The 14,169-nt window shown below is 63.7% G+C and carries 15 protein-coding genes; 2 read left to right on the top strand and 13 right to left on the bottom strand.

Going from position 1 to position 14,169, the window contains the following annotated elements; genetic code table 11:
- Window positions 1-83 precede the first annotated feature (83 nt).
- Window positions 84-503 (top strand): phasin family protein, encoded by a 420-nt coding sequence (locus ACLEJW_RS10595; protein ID WP_145189673.1) that lies wholly within the window; start codon window positions 84-86, stop codon window positions 501-503.
- 10 nt (window positions 504-513) lie between these two features.
- On the top strand, window positions 514-1,287 hold the full coding sequence (locus tag ACLEJW_RS10590) for a phasin family protein (protein ID WP_313459292.1): 774 nt from the start codon (window positions 514-516) through the stop codon (window positions 1,285-1,287).
- A gap of 55 nt (window positions 1,288-1,342) precedes the next feature.
- On the opposite strand, the gene ACLEJW_RS10585 is transcribed toward ACLEJW_RS10590, so the two are convergent.
- From ACLEJW_RS10585 to ACLEJW_RS10525, 13 genes are all read right to left on the bottom strand, one after another.
- The gene (locus ACLEJW_RS10585) at window positions 1,343-1,957 is read right to left on the bottom strand and encodes a TetR/AcrR family transcriptional regulator (RefSeq protein ID WP_145189678.1); all 615 of its coding nucleotides are present in this window, start codon (window positions 1,955-1,957) and stop codon (window positions 1,343-1,345) included.
- A 12-nt stretch (window positions 1,958-1,969) separates the two neighbouring features.
- Window positions 1,970-3,652, bottom strand: a complete 1,683-nt coding sequence (gene phaC / locus ACLEJW_RS10580) for a class II poly(R)-hydroxyalkanoic acid synthase (RefSeq protein WP_440777515.1) — start codon at window positions 3,650-3,652, stop codon at window positions 1,970-1,972.
- 54 nt (window positions 3,653-3,706) lie between these two features.
- A complete protein-coding gene (gene phaZ / locus ACLEJW_RS10575) occupies window positions 3,707-4,558 on the bottom strand; it encodes a poly(3-hydroxyalkanoate) depolymerase (RefSeq protein ID WP_145189682.1) in 852 nt (283 codons plus the stop codon).
- A 63-nt stretch (window positions 4,559-4,621) separates the two neighbouring features.
- The gene (phaC, locus tag ACLEJW_RS10570; RefSeq protein WP_145189684.1) at window positions 4,622-6,301 is read right to left on the bottom strand and encodes a class II poly(R)-hydroxyalkanoic acid synthase; all 1,680 of its coding nucleotides are present in this window, start codon (window positions 6,299-6,301) and stop codon (window positions 4,622-4,624) included.
- Window positions 6,302-6,645: 344 nt separating this feature from the next.
- Window positions 6,646-7,023, bottom strand: coding sequence for a gamma-butyrobetaine hydroxylase-like domain-containing protein (locus tag ACLEJW_RS10565; protein ID WP_145189686.1), 378 nt, complete (start codon window positions 7,021-7,023; stop codon window positions 6,646-6,648).
- 71 nt (window positions 7,024-7,094) lie between these two features.
- Window positions 7,095-8,438, bottom strand: a complete 1,344-nt coding sequence (gene hslU / locus ACLEJW_RS10560; protein ID WP_145189688.1) for an ATP-dependent protease ATPase subunit HslU — start codon at window positions 8,436-8,438, stop codon at window positions 7,095-7,097.
- Window positions 8,439-8,511: 73 nt separating this feature from the next.
- On the bottom strand, window positions 8,512-9,042 hold the full coding sequence (gene hslV / locus ACLEJW_RS10555; RefSeq protein WP_023533032.1) for an ATP-dependent protease subunit HslV: 531 nt from the start codon (window positions 9,040-9,042) through the stop codon (window positions 8,512-8,514).
- A 159-nt stretch (window positions 9,043-9,201) separates the two neighbouring features.
- Entirely contained in the window at window positions 9,202-10,473 is a 1,272-nt protein-coding gene (locus ACLEJW_RS10550) for a dihydroorotase (RefSeq protein ID WP_440777514.1), read from the bottom strand.
- Window positions 10,470-11,474, bottom strand: a complete 1,005-nt coding sequence (locus ACLEJW_RS10545; protein WP_145189692.1) for an aspartate carbamoyltransferase catalytic subunit — start codon at window positions 11,472-11,474, stop codon at window positions 10,470-10,472. Before ACLEJW_RS10545 ends, ACLEJW_RS10550 begins: the two co-directional genes overlap by 4 nt.
- Window positions 11,475-11,486: 12 nt before the next feature.
- Window positions 11,487-12,005, bottom strand: a complete 519-nt coding sequence (gene pyrR / locus ACLEJW_RS10540) for a bifunctional pyr operon transcriptional regulator/uracil phosphoribosyltransferase PyrR (RefSeq protein WP_145189694.1) — start codon at window positions 12,003-12,005, stop codon at window positions 11,487-11,489.
- A 55-nt stretch (window positions 12,006-12,060) separates the two neighbouring features.
- Complete coding sequence (ruvX, locus tag ACLEJW_RS10535) at window positions 12,061-12,486, bottom strand: Holliday junction resolvase RuvX (protein WP_145189697.1); 426 nt, start codon at window positions 12,484-12,486, stop codon at window positions 12,061-12,063.
- Entirely contained in the window at window positions 12,486-13,055 is a 570-nt protein-coding gene (locus ACLEJW_RS10530; RefSeq protein WP_145189700.1) for a YqgE/AlgH family protein, read from the bottom strand. Before ACLEJW_RS10530 ends, ruvX begins: the two co-directional genes overlap by 1 nt.
- A 115-nt stretch (window positions 13,056-13,170) precedes the next feature.
- On the bottom strand, window positions 13,171-14,073 hold the full coding sequence (locus tag ACLEJW_RS10525) for an energy transducer TonB (RefSeq protein WP_313459307.1): 903 nt from the start codon (window positions 14,071-14,073) through the stop codon (window positions 13,171-13,173).
- Between the last annotated feature and the right edge of the window lie 96 nt (window positions 14,074-14,169).

Here is a 14,169-nt window from a genome sequence, read left to right as displayed (position 1 = left end):
AGTTTCTAATTTTCTTCCCTACCGTGTGTTCAATCCGTTTCTACGGGCAGTTTCCCTCCACTGATGAGCATGAGGTACAGAGCATGGCCAAAGTGACTGTGAAGAAAAAAGACGACGCGCCCGGCACGCTGGGCGAAGTGCGCGGCTATGCGCGCAAGATCTGGCTGGCCGGCATCGGCGCCTACGCTCGGGTCGGGCAGGATGGCGCCGATTACTTCAACGCGTTGGTCAAGGCCGGCGAAGGTGTCGAGAAACGCGGCAAACAGCGCATCGACGAAGAACTCGACGCGGCCAATCAGCACATCGACGAGGCAAGCGTTGAAATCAGCCGAGTGCGGGGTAACGTCGAAACTGGCCTGGAAAAGATCGAAAAAGCTTTCGACGCACGGGTAGGTCGCGCCTTGAATCGCCTTGGCATTCCGTCTAAACATGACGTTGAGGCGTTGTCCATCAAGCTTGAACAGCTGCATCAGCTGCTTGAGCGCGTCGCGCACAAACCATAAGGAGAGCAGGATGGCTGGCAAGAAAAAGTCCGATAAAGACGGCAGCTCCTGGGTCGGCGGGGTCGAGAAGTACTCCCGCAAGATCTGGCTGGCAGGGCTGGGTATCTACTCGAAAATCGACCAGGACGGCTCCAAGCTGTTCGACTCACTGGTCAAGGACGGTGAGAAGGCCGAGAAACAGGCCAAGCAGACCGCAGAGGAGGTGGCCGACACCGCCAAGTCCTCGACTTCATCGCGTGTAGCGGGGGTCAAGGACCGTGCCTTGGGCAAATGGAGCGAACTCGAAGAAGCCTTCGACAAGCGCCTGAACAGCGCCATTTCGCGCCTCGGTGTGCCGAGCCGTAACGAGATCAAGGCCTTGCACCAGCAGGTCGACACCCTGACCAGGCAGATCGAGAAACTGACCGGTGCATCGGTGACCCCTGTGTCGACGCCGGCTGCGAAAAAACCTGCCTCCGCCAACGCGACGGCCAAGCCGTTGGCCAAACCTGCAGCCAAGAGCGCGGCCAAGAGCGCGGCCAAGCCTGCGGCAAAATCGGCAGCGGCCAAACCCGCAGCCAGCAAATCGGCAGCGAGCAAGTCGGCAGCAGCCGAGCCAGCCGCCAAGGCGCCGGCCAAGCCCGCGCCAGCGAAGAGAGCCGCCGCCAAGCCCGCCGCCAAGAAGGCACCACGCAAGCCGGCGGCCGCCTCTGGCAGTGATGCTGCCAGCGCTGAGCAGACGTCATCTGCAGCTTCGGCCAGCACCGCGCCATCGGCGCCAAGCGGCACCGGCACGCTGATTTGACAGCGGCTGGGGGCGCTTCGCGGGCTAGCCAGGATCGCCCCGCGAAGCGCCGGCTTCAAACCTCCAGATACCGCATCGCAAGCGCCTGCGCCGCGTCGCGCGCTTGTTCGTGCAGATGCGGCGCGACCAGCAGCATCACCTGATAGACCACCACGCCCACATCCCCCTCGCGCCCCAGTACGCGCTGGTAATCCAGCGAGAACAACAGGGTCAAGGTGATCTGCTCGACCAGCTGCCCCAGTGCCTGGGTGCCGCTGACCACCTGGCCCTGGCCTTTGAGACTGGCCAGCAAGGCCGCCAAGGTGCGCTTGAGTGCGTTGATCAGGCCGCGCATGCCGCGTGCCAGCTTGGGCAGGCGCCCGCTGAGGTTGGACAGGTCCTGGAACAGAAAGCGGTATTGCGCCATGCGCTCGACGATCAGGTGCAGGAACAGCCAGTAGTCCTCGGCATCCAGCCGCACGTGCACAGGCGGGTCGAGCAACGGCATCAGCGCATCCTCGAAACGCTCGAACAGCCCATGGATCAAAGGCTCCTTGCCATGGAAGTGGTAGTACAGGTTGCCAGGGCTGATGCCCAGCTCATTGGCGATCTCCAGGGTCGAGACGTTTGGCTCGCCCTGCTGATTGAACAACTGCAGGGCGCATTCGAGGATGCGGTCGCGGGTCTTCATCAGTCAGGCTTCTCATCGGCTCAGCACGTAAGTGCCCGGTGCGGGGCCCAGTGCAGGATAACGGGCATTGCCCAACGCGCTGCGTGGCGCCTTGAGCGGCCCTGAACGTGGCTTGATCCACTCCAGCCATGCTGGCCACCAACTGCCCTCGCGGCGTTGTGCGTCGTGCAACCAGGCCCGTGGATCACTCGCCAATGTGGGGTTTTCCAGGTAGTGCGCCTTGGGGTTGCCGGGTGGGTTGATGATGCTCTGGATGTGCCCGCTATTGGCCAGCACGAAGCGCCGGTCGCCGCCGAGCAGCAGGGCCGAGCGGTACACCGCGTCCCAAGGGGTGATATGGTCATTACTGCCGGCTACGGTGAAGCTGTCCAGGTCGACCTGGCCGAGATCGATGGGCGTACCACACACGTCCAGGCCTGCGGCACGAGTCAGCGGGTTGAGTTTGAAAAAGTCCAGGAGGTCACGGTGCAAAGCGGCCGGCAGTCGCGTGCTGTCGGCGTTCCAGTAAAGGATGTCGAATGCCGGCGGTGTCTTGCCCAGCAGGTAGTTGTTGACCCAGTAGTTCCAGATCAGGTCATTGGGCCGCATCCAGGCGAAGATACGCGCCACCTCGCCACCGTCCAGCACCCCGCGCTGATACGACCGGCGTTTGGCCGCCTCGAGGGTCTGCTCGTCGGCGAACAGGCTCGCCGGGCTATCGAACTGGCTGTCGAGCAAGCTCACCAGGTAGGTGGCACTGCGCACCCGCCGCAGCTTCTGCCTGGCCTGCAGATGGCCCTGTAGCGCGGCCATGGTCAGCCCGCCTGCGCAGGCGCCCATCAGGTGCGGGTCGCGGCTGGCGCTGATGCTGCGACAGGCGTCGAGCGCTTCTTCCAAGGCGTGTACATAGCGTGAAAGGCCCCACTCGCGATGACACGGATCGGGGTTGCGCCAGCTGATCATGAAGACCTGCAGGCCGTTCTTGAGCATGTACTGCACCAGGCTGTTGGTCGGTTGCAGATCGAAGATGTAGTACTTGTTGATCTGCGGCGGCACCACCAGCACGGGCCGGGCGTGTTGTCTTTCGCTCATCGGCTGGTACTGGATCAGTTCCAGCAGTTCGTTGCGAAACACCACCGCGCCAGGGCTGGCCGCCAGGTTTTCGCCCACCTGAAACGCACGCTCGTCCACCTGCCGTGGCAAGCCATCGTTATGGCGCAGATCATCGAGTAGATGGCCGATACCGCGCACCAGGCTCTGCCCACCGGTATTCAACAGCTCCTTGACCGCCAGCGGGTTGAGCGGCGAGTTGCTCGGCGCCAGGGCGTCATTGATCAGGTTGAACACAAAGTGCGCGCGGGCGCGGTCATCGGCATTCTGGTGAGTTTCGTCGATCCACAGGCGGGTGTGTTTCTGCCAGGCCAGGTAGGCTTGCAGGCTACGCCGGTACAACGGATTCTGGCGCCACGTTGGATCGGCGAAGCGGTTATCGCGGGCGCTGGGTTGGTACGGGGTATCGCCAAGCATCACCCGCCCCAGCTGGTTACCCAGGGCCAGCAGGTGGCGGGCGGTGGGCAGCGGATTGCCCAGGCCGTGGCGTCCCACGCTGCGCAAGGTCGACAACAGGTCACGGCCACGCACGCCGAGAATGGCCTGGTGCGCATCGCTGTGGGTGGCGGGATGCGTCGGCGCTCCCTTGCCCGGGTGGTCTTGCATGGCAACACTCCTTGTCTGACCCTGTGCAGCGCTGCCGCTGCTTTCACCTCACCTTCACGCACCCGGAGCCGGGCGGGGGTGCATGACCGCGCGCTGACGTTCTTGTTGGAGGAATTTCATGATGATGGGCGCGACGGCCTCGGCCCGGGTAATCAGGAACAAGTGGCCGTCGTCGATAATGTGTAGCTGGGCATTGGGAATTCGCCAAGCCAGCAGGCGCATGTTGATCAGCGGAATCAGCGGGTCGTCGTCACCGGCCAGCACCAAGGTCGGCTGCTGGATCTTGTGCAGCCAGTGAATGCTGGTCCAGCCGAGCCCGGCGAACAGCTGCCAGTAGTAGCCCAGCTTGCCGCCGGAGCGCACCTTGGCGGCGTGATGCATGGCTAGCTCGGGATCGCGGCGAAAGCCGCCGCCATAGATCAGCGGAGCGATGCGCATCACATGCGAAGGCTGCACATAGCGCCTTGGGCTGGCCATCATCCACAGCACCTTGGGTTTGCCAGGTACCATGACTGCGCCGGCAGCGGTGGCCGCCAGCACCAGTTTCTTGCAGCGTTCGGGGTAATCGTGGGCGAACTGCTGGGCCAGCGCGCCGCCCCAGGACACGCCGATGACGTTGACCTGGCCGTAGTCCAGGTAATCGAGCATGCGCGCGGTGAGCTTGGCCAGACCGGGGAAGCGATACGGGTGGCGCGGGGTCGACGAGCCGCCGACGCCGGGCACGTCGAAGGCAATGATTTCCAGGTCTGGGTCCAGGGCTTCGATGAACGGGAAGACCAGCTCCAGGTTGGCCCCGATGCCATTGAAGATCAGCAGCGGCGTCAGGTGCGGCTTGCCTGGACGCACTGCGGTACGGATGGATTGTTCGTCCAGTTCGACGGTGCGAAAAACGTAGGGTAGCGGCATGCGCGTGGCTCTGTGGCTGGAGGATGCACCGTGGCACGCACCGCGCGGCCACGGCGTTGCAACTTAGCGCTCGTGTACGTAGGTGCCAGGGGCTGCTTCGCCGGCAGGGTAGGCACGATTACCCAGGCGCGTGGGGGCCTTCTTCAAGTCGCCTGCGCGTTCGCCCAACCAGCGTTGCCAATGCAGCCACCATGAATCGGCGTGCTTGTCGGCGTTTTCCTGCCAGGCAATCGGATCACCTGGGCGATCGGCACCGGTCAGGAAGCGTGCCTTGGGGTTGCCGGGTGGATTGAGGATGCTCTGGATATGGCCGCTGTTGGACAACACGAATTCGATCTTGCCGCCGAACAGGTGCGCCGAGCGGTAGCACGACTGCCAAGGGGTGATGTGATCGGCAGTGCCGGCCACGCTGAAGATGTCGCACTGGACCTGCTTCAGATCGATGGGGGTGCCGCAGACCTCCAGCGCGTCGGCGCGGGTCAGCGGGTTGTTCTTGAACATTTCGATCAGGTCGCCGTGAAACGCAGCGGGCAGGCGCGTGGTGTCGTTGTTCCAGAACAGGATGTCGAACACCGGCGGTTCGTTGCCCAGCAGGTAATTGTTGACCCAGTAGTTCCAGATTAGGTCGTTGGGGCGCATCCAGGCGAATACCTTGGCCATGTCGCTGCCTTCGAGCACCCCTGACTGATAGGAGTGGCGCTTGGCCGCCTCCAGGGTCTGCTCGTCGACGAACAGCGCCACCTGGGTATCGAGGGTTGTGTCCAGGACGCTGACCAGCAGGGTGAGGGCGTTGACCTTCTGCTCGCCAAGGGCCGCATAGTGACCGACCAGCGCCGTGCAGGTGATCCCGCCGGAGCACGCGCCGAGCATGTTCAGGTCTTTGCTGCCGGTAATCGCCAGGACCGCGTCCACGGCTTCTTTCAAGGCATCGATGTAGGTCGACAAGCCCCACTCGCGCTGGGCTTTGGTGGGGTTGCGCCAGCTGATGATGAACGTCTGCTGCTGGGAGCGCAGGCAGAAGCGTGCCAGGCTCTTTTCCGGGCTCAAGTCGAATACGTAGAACTTGTTGATCTGCGGCGGCACGACCAGCAAAGGGCGGGCATGCACCTGTTCGGTGATCGGGCTGTACTGGATCAGTTCGAGCACGTCGTTGCGAAAGACCACCGCGCCGTCGCTGGTGCCCAGGTTCTTGCCGACCTCGAAGGCATTCATGTTGACCTGGCTGGGCATGCCGCCATTGTTGACCATGTCCTTGGCCAGGTTGGACAAGCCATCGAGCAGGCTCTTGCCGCCGGTCTCGAAGAAGCGCTTGACCGCAGCCGGGTTGGACAGGGTATTGGTCGGCGCCATGGCTTCGGTCATCAGGTTGATGACGAACTGGCCACGGCTGATGTCCTGTGGCGAAAGGTCACTGTCGCCGATCCACGCCTGCAATTCGTTGCGCCAGGCGAGGTAGGTCTGCAGGTAGCGGCGGTACAGGGGATTCTGGCTCCAGGCCGGGTCGGCGAAGCGGCGGTCGTCGCTTTCCGGGGTCAGGCTGGACTTGCCCAGCAGCACGTTCTTCAGCTCCAGGCCGAAATGCGCGACATGCTTGGCGCTGTGCAGTGGCTGGCGCACCGCCTGGCGCAGCACGGTGCGCGCCGAGCTCAGCAGGTCCTTGCGGCGGATGCCGATGACCGGGTTCAGGCCCAGCGTGTTTTCCGAGGCCTGGCGCTGCAACTCATCGTTGTTCTTGTTACTCATCTGCGACGCTCCGTTGTCCTGAGACGAGTACCGGTTTGCTGTGGCCAGTGCACAGTCGACAGCCCGGTACTGCTACTCGGGTGACCAGTGATAAGGAACAGCGGTGCTGCGGGCCGGATGCGTGGGCGATGAGCTGCGAAGGTTATGGGTAAAGACTGCCTGCTTTCGCTCGCGACCTCGACACACCAGCCAGTGCCTGCCTGCAAGGCGATGCAGGGAGCTTGCCAGTTCCATTGGTTACCCGACTTTCATGTAATGCGCAAGACAACCCTTCCAGGGGCTGTCTGTAAGGCATTCAAACAGATGAGATTAGAAAATGCGCTCTAAAACCTGCAAGGCTTGAGCTAGAGCATGAGTTTGACCACTGATTCGGCCGGGTCGCGGGATTTTCCGGCGTTGTGCAGTTCATCGAGATAGTCAGCCCACAGCTGCTGTTGGCGCAGGCAGAGCTGTTCGAGGTATTCCCAGGTGAACAGTCCGCTGTCGTGGCCGTCGTCGAAGGTCAATTTCAGTGCATATTGGCCAGCAGGCTCAAGGCCGACCAGGCCGACATTGATCTTGCCGACTTGCAAGATCGGATTGCCATGGCCCTGGACCTCGGCAGATGGGGAGTGCACGCGCAGAAATTCGGCAGGCAGGTGATAGACCTCGCCGGGCGCGTAGGTAAGGCTGAGGGTCTTGGAGGCTTTGTGCAGGTTGATCGCGGTGGGCAGACGCGCCATGGTCCTAATTCTCTCTCTGAAGCTGCAAGCGACGAGGATCAGCTTGTCACTTGCAGCTTATAACTTGCAACTTAGAGAATGTACCGCGACAGGTCTTCGTTCTGCGCCAGTTCGCCCAGGTGGCTATTGACGTAGGCCGCGTCGATGCTGATTGGCGCTTCGTCGTGGCTGCTGGCCAGGTCGCCGGCGCTGAACGACACCTCCTCAAGCAGACGCTCGAGCAGGGTGTGCAGGCGACGGGCTCCGATGTTCTCGGTTTTCTCGTTGACCTGGTAGGCGATCTCGGCCAGACGCTTGATGCCGTCGGCGGCGAACTCGATGTTCAGGCCTTCAGTCTTGAGCAGCGCGCTGTATTGCTCGGTCAGCGACGCGTGCGGCTCGCGCAGGATCCGCTCGAAGTCTTCCGGGGTCAGCGCCTTGAGTTCGACACGGATCGGCAGGCGACCCTGCAGTTCCGGTACCAGGTCGCTGGGTTTGCTCAGGTGGAAAGCGCCGGAAGCGATGAACAGGATGTGGTCGGTCTTGACCATGCCCAGCTTGGTGTTGACCGTGCAGCCTTCGATCAGCGGCAGCAGGTCACGTTGCACGCCCTCGCGCGAGACATCCGCGCCGCCGACATTGCCGCGCTTGGCGACCTTGTCGATCTCGTCGATGAACACGATACCGTGCTGCTCCACCGCTTCGAGTGCCTTGGCCTTGAGTTCTTCCTCGTTGACCAGGCGACCGGCTTCTTCGTCGCGCACCATCTTCAGCGCTTCCTTGACCTTCAGCTTGCGGGTCTTGCGCTTGCCCTTGCCCATGTTGGCGAACAGGCTCTGCAGCTGGTTGGTCATCTCTTCCATGCCGGGCGGCGCGGCGATCTCGACGCCGACATTGTCAGCCACCTCGATCTCGATTTCCTTGTCGTCCAGCTGGCCTTCGCGCAGGCGCTTGCGGAACAGCTGGCGGGTGTTGGAATCGCTGCTGGTCTGCGCGGCTTCCTCGTTGAAGCTCGAGGCCCGCGCCTGGGGCAGCAGGGCGTCGAGGATGCGGTCTTCGGCGGCGTCCTCGGCACGGTGGCGCACGCGGATGATTTCCTGCTCGCGCAGCATCTTCAGCGCAGCGTCAGCCAAGTCGCGGATGATCGACTCGACATCACGCCCGACATAGCCGACCTCGGTGAACTTGGTCGCTTCGACCTTGATGAACGGCGCGTTGGCCAGCTTGGCCAGGCGGCGGGCGATTTCGGTCTTGCCGACGCCGGTCGGGCCGATCATCAGGATGTTCTTCGGCGTCACTTCGGCGCGCAGCTCGGCAGGCAGCTGCATGCGCCGCCAGCGGTTGCGCAGGGCGATGGCCACGGCGCGCTTGGCGTCATCCTGGCCAATGATGTGACGGTTGAGTTCGTGGACGATCTCGCGGGGGGTCATGGACATGGTCAGTACGGTCCTGAAGCGGAGTGTTCGGCGTGGAAAAGTCCCGCCGTGGGCGGGACGCCAGAACAGCAGATCACTCGGCCAGGTCCTGCTCCTCGATGGTCAGGTTGTGGTTGGTGAACACGCAGATGTCACCGGCGATATTCAAGGCGGTTTCGGCGATTTCGCGCGCCGACAGATCGGTCTTGTTGAGCAGGGCGCGGGCAGCGGCCTGGGCATAGGCGCCACCGGAGCCCATGGCGATGAGGCCGTCTTCTGGCTCGACCACGTCACCGTTGCCGGTGATGATCAGCGAGGCGTCCTTGTTGGCCACCGCCAGCATGGCCTCCAGGCGGCTCAGCGAACGGTCGGTGCGCCATTCCTTGGCCAGTTCGACGGCGGCGCGAATCAGGTGGCCCTGGTGTTTCTCCAACTGCCCCTCGAAGCGCTCGAACAGGGTGAAGGCGTCGGCGGTGGCACCGGCGAAGCCGGCGATGACCTGGCCGTGGTACAGGCGCCGAACTTTTTTCGCGTTGCCTTTCATCACGGTGTTGCCGAGTGATACCTGGCCGTCGCCGCCCATGACGACTTTGCCGTTACGGCGGACAGAAACGATGGTGGTCAAGGGAGAGTCTCCACGCAGCGGGGCAAAATTGCCTGATGCAGACTCATATGGGGGGAAGGATGAAGAGTTTCAAGCTTGAAGCTACGAGCGGTAGGAAAAGCAGATGCAAGCTGCAAGCAAAAGCAGATCAGGCTTTTGCTTGAAGCTTGCAGCCGGGTCTCAGGCCTGGTGGCAAATGTGCCCGTCGACCAGGGTATAACGCACCGTGGCCGGCAGGCAGTGGCCGATGAACGGGCAGTTGTCGCCGCGTGAGTGCCAGCGCTCGCCAGCTACGGTCGAGGCTTGCGGGTCGAACAACACCAGGTCGGCGGCGGCGCCGACTTTCAACTCGCCGGCTGGCAGACGCAGGGCCTGGGCCGGGCCACTGCTCAGGCGAGCGAGCAAGGTCGGCAGGTCGAGCAAACCCTCTTCGACCAAGGTCATGGCCAGCGGCAGCAACAGCTCGACACTGCTGATACCGGGCTCGGTAGCGCCGAACGGCGCCAGCTTGGCATCGCGCTCGTGGGGCTGATGGTGACTTGAAATTGCCTGGATCACGCCAGACTTCACCGCCTCGCGCAGGCCATCGCGGTCTGCCGCGGTGCGCAGCGGCGGTTGTACGTGGTACAGGCTGGAAAATTCGCGCAGCGACTGATCGGTGAGAATCAGCTGATACAGCGCGACGTCGGCCGTCACCGGCAAGCCTAGCTGCTGCGCCTGTGCGATCAGGCGCGCGCCACGGGCGCTGGTGATCTGGGTGAAGTGAGCACGTACGCCGGTTTGCTCCACCAGCAGCAGGTTACGCGCCAAGGCCACGGTTTCAGCGGTTTCCGGAATGCCCGGCAAACCGAGGAAGCTTGCCATTGCTCCTTCGTGGGCCAGCCCACCCTGGGACAGGTCACGGTCCTGGGAGTGGAACACTACGGTCAGGTCGAAGGTGGCCGCGTACTCTAGCGCGCGGGCCAGGGTACGGTTGTTGGGGATCTCCTTGAGGCCGTTGCCGAACGCCACGCAGCCGGTATCGCGCAGGGCGACCAATTCAGCCAGTTGCTCGCCCTCCAGGCCCTTGGTCAAGGCGCCGATCGGGTAGACCTTGCTGTTGGCGGCTTCGCGGGCGCGATCGAGGATCAGTTCGGCGACCGCCGAGGTATCGAGCACCGGCTTGGTCTGCGGTGGGCAGCACAGGCTGGTGACCCCGCCAGCCACCGCTGCGCGGGTTTCGCTGGCGATGGTGCCTTTGCGGCTGTAGCCGGGCTCGCGCAGCGATACGCCCAGATCGACCAGGCCAGGGGCGGCTACCAGGCCGCTGGCGTCAATCGTGCGGCCGGCGCTGAAGCCCGCGGGGCTGGCGCCGATCGCCACGATGCGGCCACTGTCCAGGTGCAGGTCGGTGACCTGGTCCAGGCCACTGTTGGGGTCGATGACCCGAGCGCCAAGAATGCTGATGGTCACTGGGCGTTCTCCTGCTCGAATTGACGTTGCGCGTTCTGCCCGCTCATGGCCATGGACAGCACGGCCATGCGCACGGCGATGCCGTAGGTGACCTGGTTGAGAATCACCGAATGTTTGCCATCGGCCACTGCCGATTCAATCTCCACGCCACGGTTGATCGGGCCCGGGTGCATGACGATGGCGTCGGGCTTGGCCGCGGCCAGGCGCGCCGTGGTCAAGCCGAACAGGCGGTAGAACTCGCCCTCGCTGGGCAGCAGGCCGCCGGCCATGCGCTCGCGCTGCAGGCGCAGCATGATCACCACGTCAACGTCTTTCAGGCCTTCGGCCAAGTCGGTGTAGACCTTCACCCCGTACTGCTCGATGCCAATCGGGATCAGGGTCTTCGGACCGATTACGCGGATGTCCGGGCAGCCCAGCGCCTTGAGCGCCAGCATGTCGGAGCGGGCCACGCGCGAATGCAGGATATCGCCAACGATGGCCACCGACAGGTTCTCGAAGCTGCCCTTGTGGCGGCGGATGGTCAGCATGTCGAGCATGCCTTGGGTCGGGTGCGCGTGGCGGCCATCACCGCCGTTGATCACGGCGACATCCGGGCACACGTGCTCGGCGATGAAATGCGCCGCGCCCGAATCGGAATGGCGCACGACGAACATGTCTGCCGCCATGGCTTCCAGGTTGCGCAGGGTATCGAACAAGGTCTCGCCCTTGCTGGTCGAGGAAGTCGAGACGTTCAGGCTGATCACATCGGCCGACAGGCGTTGGGCCGCCAGCTCGAAGGTGGTGCGGGTACGGGTCGAGTTCTCGAAGAACACGTTGCACACGGTCTTGCCGCGCAGCAACGGAACCTTCTTCACGGCCCGGGCGCCGACCTCGAGGAACGAGTCGGCAGTATCGAGGATCTCGGTGAGCAGTTCGCGGGGCAAACCGTCGAGCGAGAGAAAATGGCGCAGCTGGCCCTGATCATTGAGCTGCAGCGGGCGCTTGGCGTCGGTAGGCGTCATCGCGGGGGACTCTTAAAGGGCAGAAGCGGTGGCGAGGTCCTGGCGCTCGAGGGCGAGCGGCGCGGGTCCGGTCAATTTTACCCGTTCATGGGGCGCCAGCGACAAGGTGGCACCCAGCACGTTGGGGCGGATGGGCAGTTCGCCGGCATCCAGGTCGAGCAGGCAGACCAGGGTCACGCTGGCCGGACGGCCATAGTCGAACAGCTCGTTGAGGGCAGCGCGGATGGTGCGACCGCTCATCAGCACGTCATCGATCAGTACCAGGTGCTGGCCCTCGACCTCGAAGGGCAGCTCCGAAGGCCGAACTTGTGGATGCAGGCCGTTCTGGCTGAAGTCATCACGGTAGAACGACACATCCAGGCTACCCAGCGGGCTTTGGTCGGCGAGTTCCTGTTGCAAGGCCTGGGCAACCCAGACGCCGCCGGTGCGAATGCCGATGAAACGCGGCTGGTCGATATGGCGGCGGGCCAGGTGGGCGCGAAGGTCGACGGCCATCTGCCGGATCAGCTCGGCGGGATTGGGTAGGCTCATTGCGTGTCTCCAGGAGGGCGCCGGGGTAGGGGGATGCCCCGGTAAACGCGGGAATTCAGGTGTTGGCCTCCAGCCAGCCTTGCAGCAGCAGGGCCGCGGCGATGGCATCGACCGGGTTGTCACGGTAACTGCCGCGCTGACCGCCACGGGCCAGGCGCTCGCCCTTGGCTTCGAAGGTGGTCAAGCGTTCGTCGTGGGTATGCACCGGCAGGTTGAAGCGGCCATTGAGACGGCGGGCGAATTTCTCGGCGCGGGCGCTCATTTCGCTCGGCGTGCCGTCCATGTTCAGCGGCAGGCCGACCACCATCGCATCGGGTTTCCATTCGGCGACCAGGCGTTCGACCTGGGCCCAGTCCGGCACGCCGTTCTGCGCCTTGAGGGTGCACAACTCGCGGGCCTGACCCGTAATGACCTGGCCCACGGCGACGCCGATCTGTTTACTGCCATAGTCGAAGCCCAGCAACAGGCGCAGCGGCGCCATCAGGCGTGCCCTGCCTGGCTGGTGAGCAGGCTCAGGTTGATGCCCAGGCTGCGTGCCGCCGCGCCCAGGCGCTGCTCACTGTCCATGGCGAAGAGAATGTCGGGATCGAACGGGCAGTTGAGCCAGGCGTTGTCGGCAAGCTCGGCCTCCAGCTGGCCGGCTTCCCACCCGGCGTAACCCAGGGTGATCAAGCTCTGTCGTGGCCCGACGCCCTCGGCGATGGCGAACAGCACATCTTGCGAGGTCGACAGCGACAGCCCCTGCAGCTCGACGGTGGCCTGGTAGGTGCACTCACTGCTGTGCAGGACGAACCCGCGGTCGGTCTGCACCGGCCCGCCCTGGTAGATGGGCACTTGTAGAGTGCTGGCCGCCGGCACTTCGTCAGGGCGCAACTGCTCGAGAATGTCGGCCAGGTTGAGCTCCTGCGGGCGATTGACCACCAGGCCCATGGCGCCATTGGCGTTGTGCTCGACGATGTACGTGAGGGTCTGGGCAAAGTTCGGATCGGCCATGTGCGGCATGGCGATCAGAAACTGATGCTTGAGGTAGCTCGGGGTGAGGTTTTTCATGGGGGATAGTGTGGCGCCAGGTGGCCGGGCTGACAAGCTGCGGATGCGTGTAGTCGATGTTGACGTTTGCCCCGACCCGGGTGGATTCGGCCAGGCAGTGATTGCCTGTGACTGATCAGTTGCTGGACAGCCGATCACCACGGGCGAAGCGCCAGGTACGGATGATCTCCAGGCGATCGAACTCGGCCAGATCGCCGGTGAACGGCGCAAACGGTGCAGCCAGTCGCACGATACGCTGCGCCGCCTGGTCCAGTACCGGCTGGCCGGACGATTCCAGTACCAGTACCTCATACAGCGAACCATCACGGTTGATCGACACCATCATCCGCAAGTTGCCATAGATCTGCTGGCGGCGCGCTTCGTCGGGGTAGTTGAGATTACCGACCCGCTCGACCTTCTTGCGCCACTCCTCTTTGTACCAGGCGCCCTTGTCGCGCATGGTCGAGGCCGCATTGAGGCGATGAATGCGCGGGCGCTTGGCATACATCTGTTGCTCGTTGGAGAGTTCCGCCTCGAGGCTGGCGATCTGGCTGGACAGCTGCGAGCTGTCGAATTCGGGGGTGGCCGCGGGCTTGGGCTGCGCCTTGCTTTCCTTGGGCTTGGGTTCTACCTTCTGCGCTTTCGGCGCCTTGCTCGCCACGGCGGACTTCTCGGGCTTGGGTGGTGGGGCGACTTCAGGCTTCAGCGCGGGTGGGGGGGTGACTTTGTTGATCTTGCTGTCCTGGAACGGCGCCAGCTCGGTGGTGGTGGGCACCGCTTTCTTTTCCAGGGTGCCACTGCCCTGCTGGTTGTCCTGGGCTTGAAAGTCGGCTTTTTCCGGTGCCTTTTCGCTCTTGAAGGTGGCCAGGGTGATGTCCATGGTCTGGCGCACTTCGGCCGGTTTGACCACGCTGAAACCCACGCCGAGGATCAGCGCCAGGTGCGCCAGCGCGGCCAGGAACAAGGCGAAGCCGAGCCGGTCCAGCGGGCGTACGCGCGGTGGCAACAGGTCGGCGGGGATGTCGGCGGGCAGCGTCATCAAGTATCCAGGGTGTTCGAGCTACAAGCTGCAAGCTGCAAGCTTGAAGCTGCAAGTACCGACAGCGCGGCCTGGGCCGGCACGCGGGCTTGCAGC

The sequence above is a fragment of the Pseudomonas sp. SMSB3 genome (assembly GCF_052041965.1).
Taxonomy (GTDB): Bacteria; Pseudomonadota; Gammaproteobacteria; order Pseudomonadales; family Pseudomonadaceae; genus Aquipseudomonas.
The sequence above is the reverse complement of the archived record's forward strand: the minus strand, read 5'-3'. Positions and strand labels throughout refer to the sequence as shown.

Coding starts and splice junctions, on each gene's coding strand:
- ACLEJW_RS10595 (WP_145189673.1), top strand. CDS start 84: ATGGCCAAAGTGACTGTGAAGAAAAAAGACGACGCGCCCGGCACGCTG.
- ACLEJW_RS10590 (WP_313459292.1), top strand. CDS start 514: ATGGCTGGCAAGAAAAAGTCCGATAAAGACGGCAGCTCCTGGGTCGGC.
- ACLEJW_RS10585 (WP_145189678.1), bottom strand. CDS start 1,957: ATGAAGACCCGCGACCGCATCCTCGAATGCGCCCTGCAGTTGTTCAAT.
- phaC (WP_440777515.1), bottom strand. CDS start 3,652: ATGCAAGACCACCCGGGCAAGGGAGCGCCGACGCATCCCGCCACCCAC.
- phaZ (WP_145189682.1), bottom strand. CDS start 4,558: ATGCCGCTACCCTACGTTTTTCGCACCGTCGAACTGGACGAACAATCC.
- phaC (WP_145189684.1), bottom strand. CDS start 6,301: ATGAGTAACAAGAACAACGATGAGTTGCAGCGCCAGGCCTCGGAAAAC.
- ACLEJW_RS10565 (WP_145189686.1), bottom strand. CDS start 7,023: ATGGCGCGTCTGCCCACCGCGATCAACCTGCACAAAGCCTCCAAGACC.
- hslU (WP_145189688.1), bottom strand. CDS start 8,438: ATGTCCATGACCCCCCGCGAGATCGTCCACGAACTCAACCGTCACATC.
- ACLEJW_RS10545 (WP_145189692.1), bottom strand. CDS start 11,474: ATGACGCCTACCGACGCCAAGCGCCCGCTGCAGCTCAATGATCAGGGC.
- pyrR (WP_145189694.1), bottom strand. CDS start 12,005: ATGAGCCTACCCAATCCCGCCGAGCTGATCCGGCAGATGGCCGTCGAC.
- ruvX (WP_145189697.1), bottom strand. CDS start 12,486: ATGGCGCCGCTGCGCCTGTTGCTGGGCTTCGACTATGGCAGTAAACAG.
- ACLEJW_RS10530 (WP_145189700.1), bottom strand. CDS start 13,055: ATGAAAAACCTCACCCCGAGCTACCTCAAGCATCAGTTTCTGATCGCC.
- ACLEJW_RS10525 (WP_313459307.1), bottom strand. CDS start 14,073: ATGACGCTGCCCGCCGACATCCCCGCCGACCTGTTGCCACCGCGCGTA.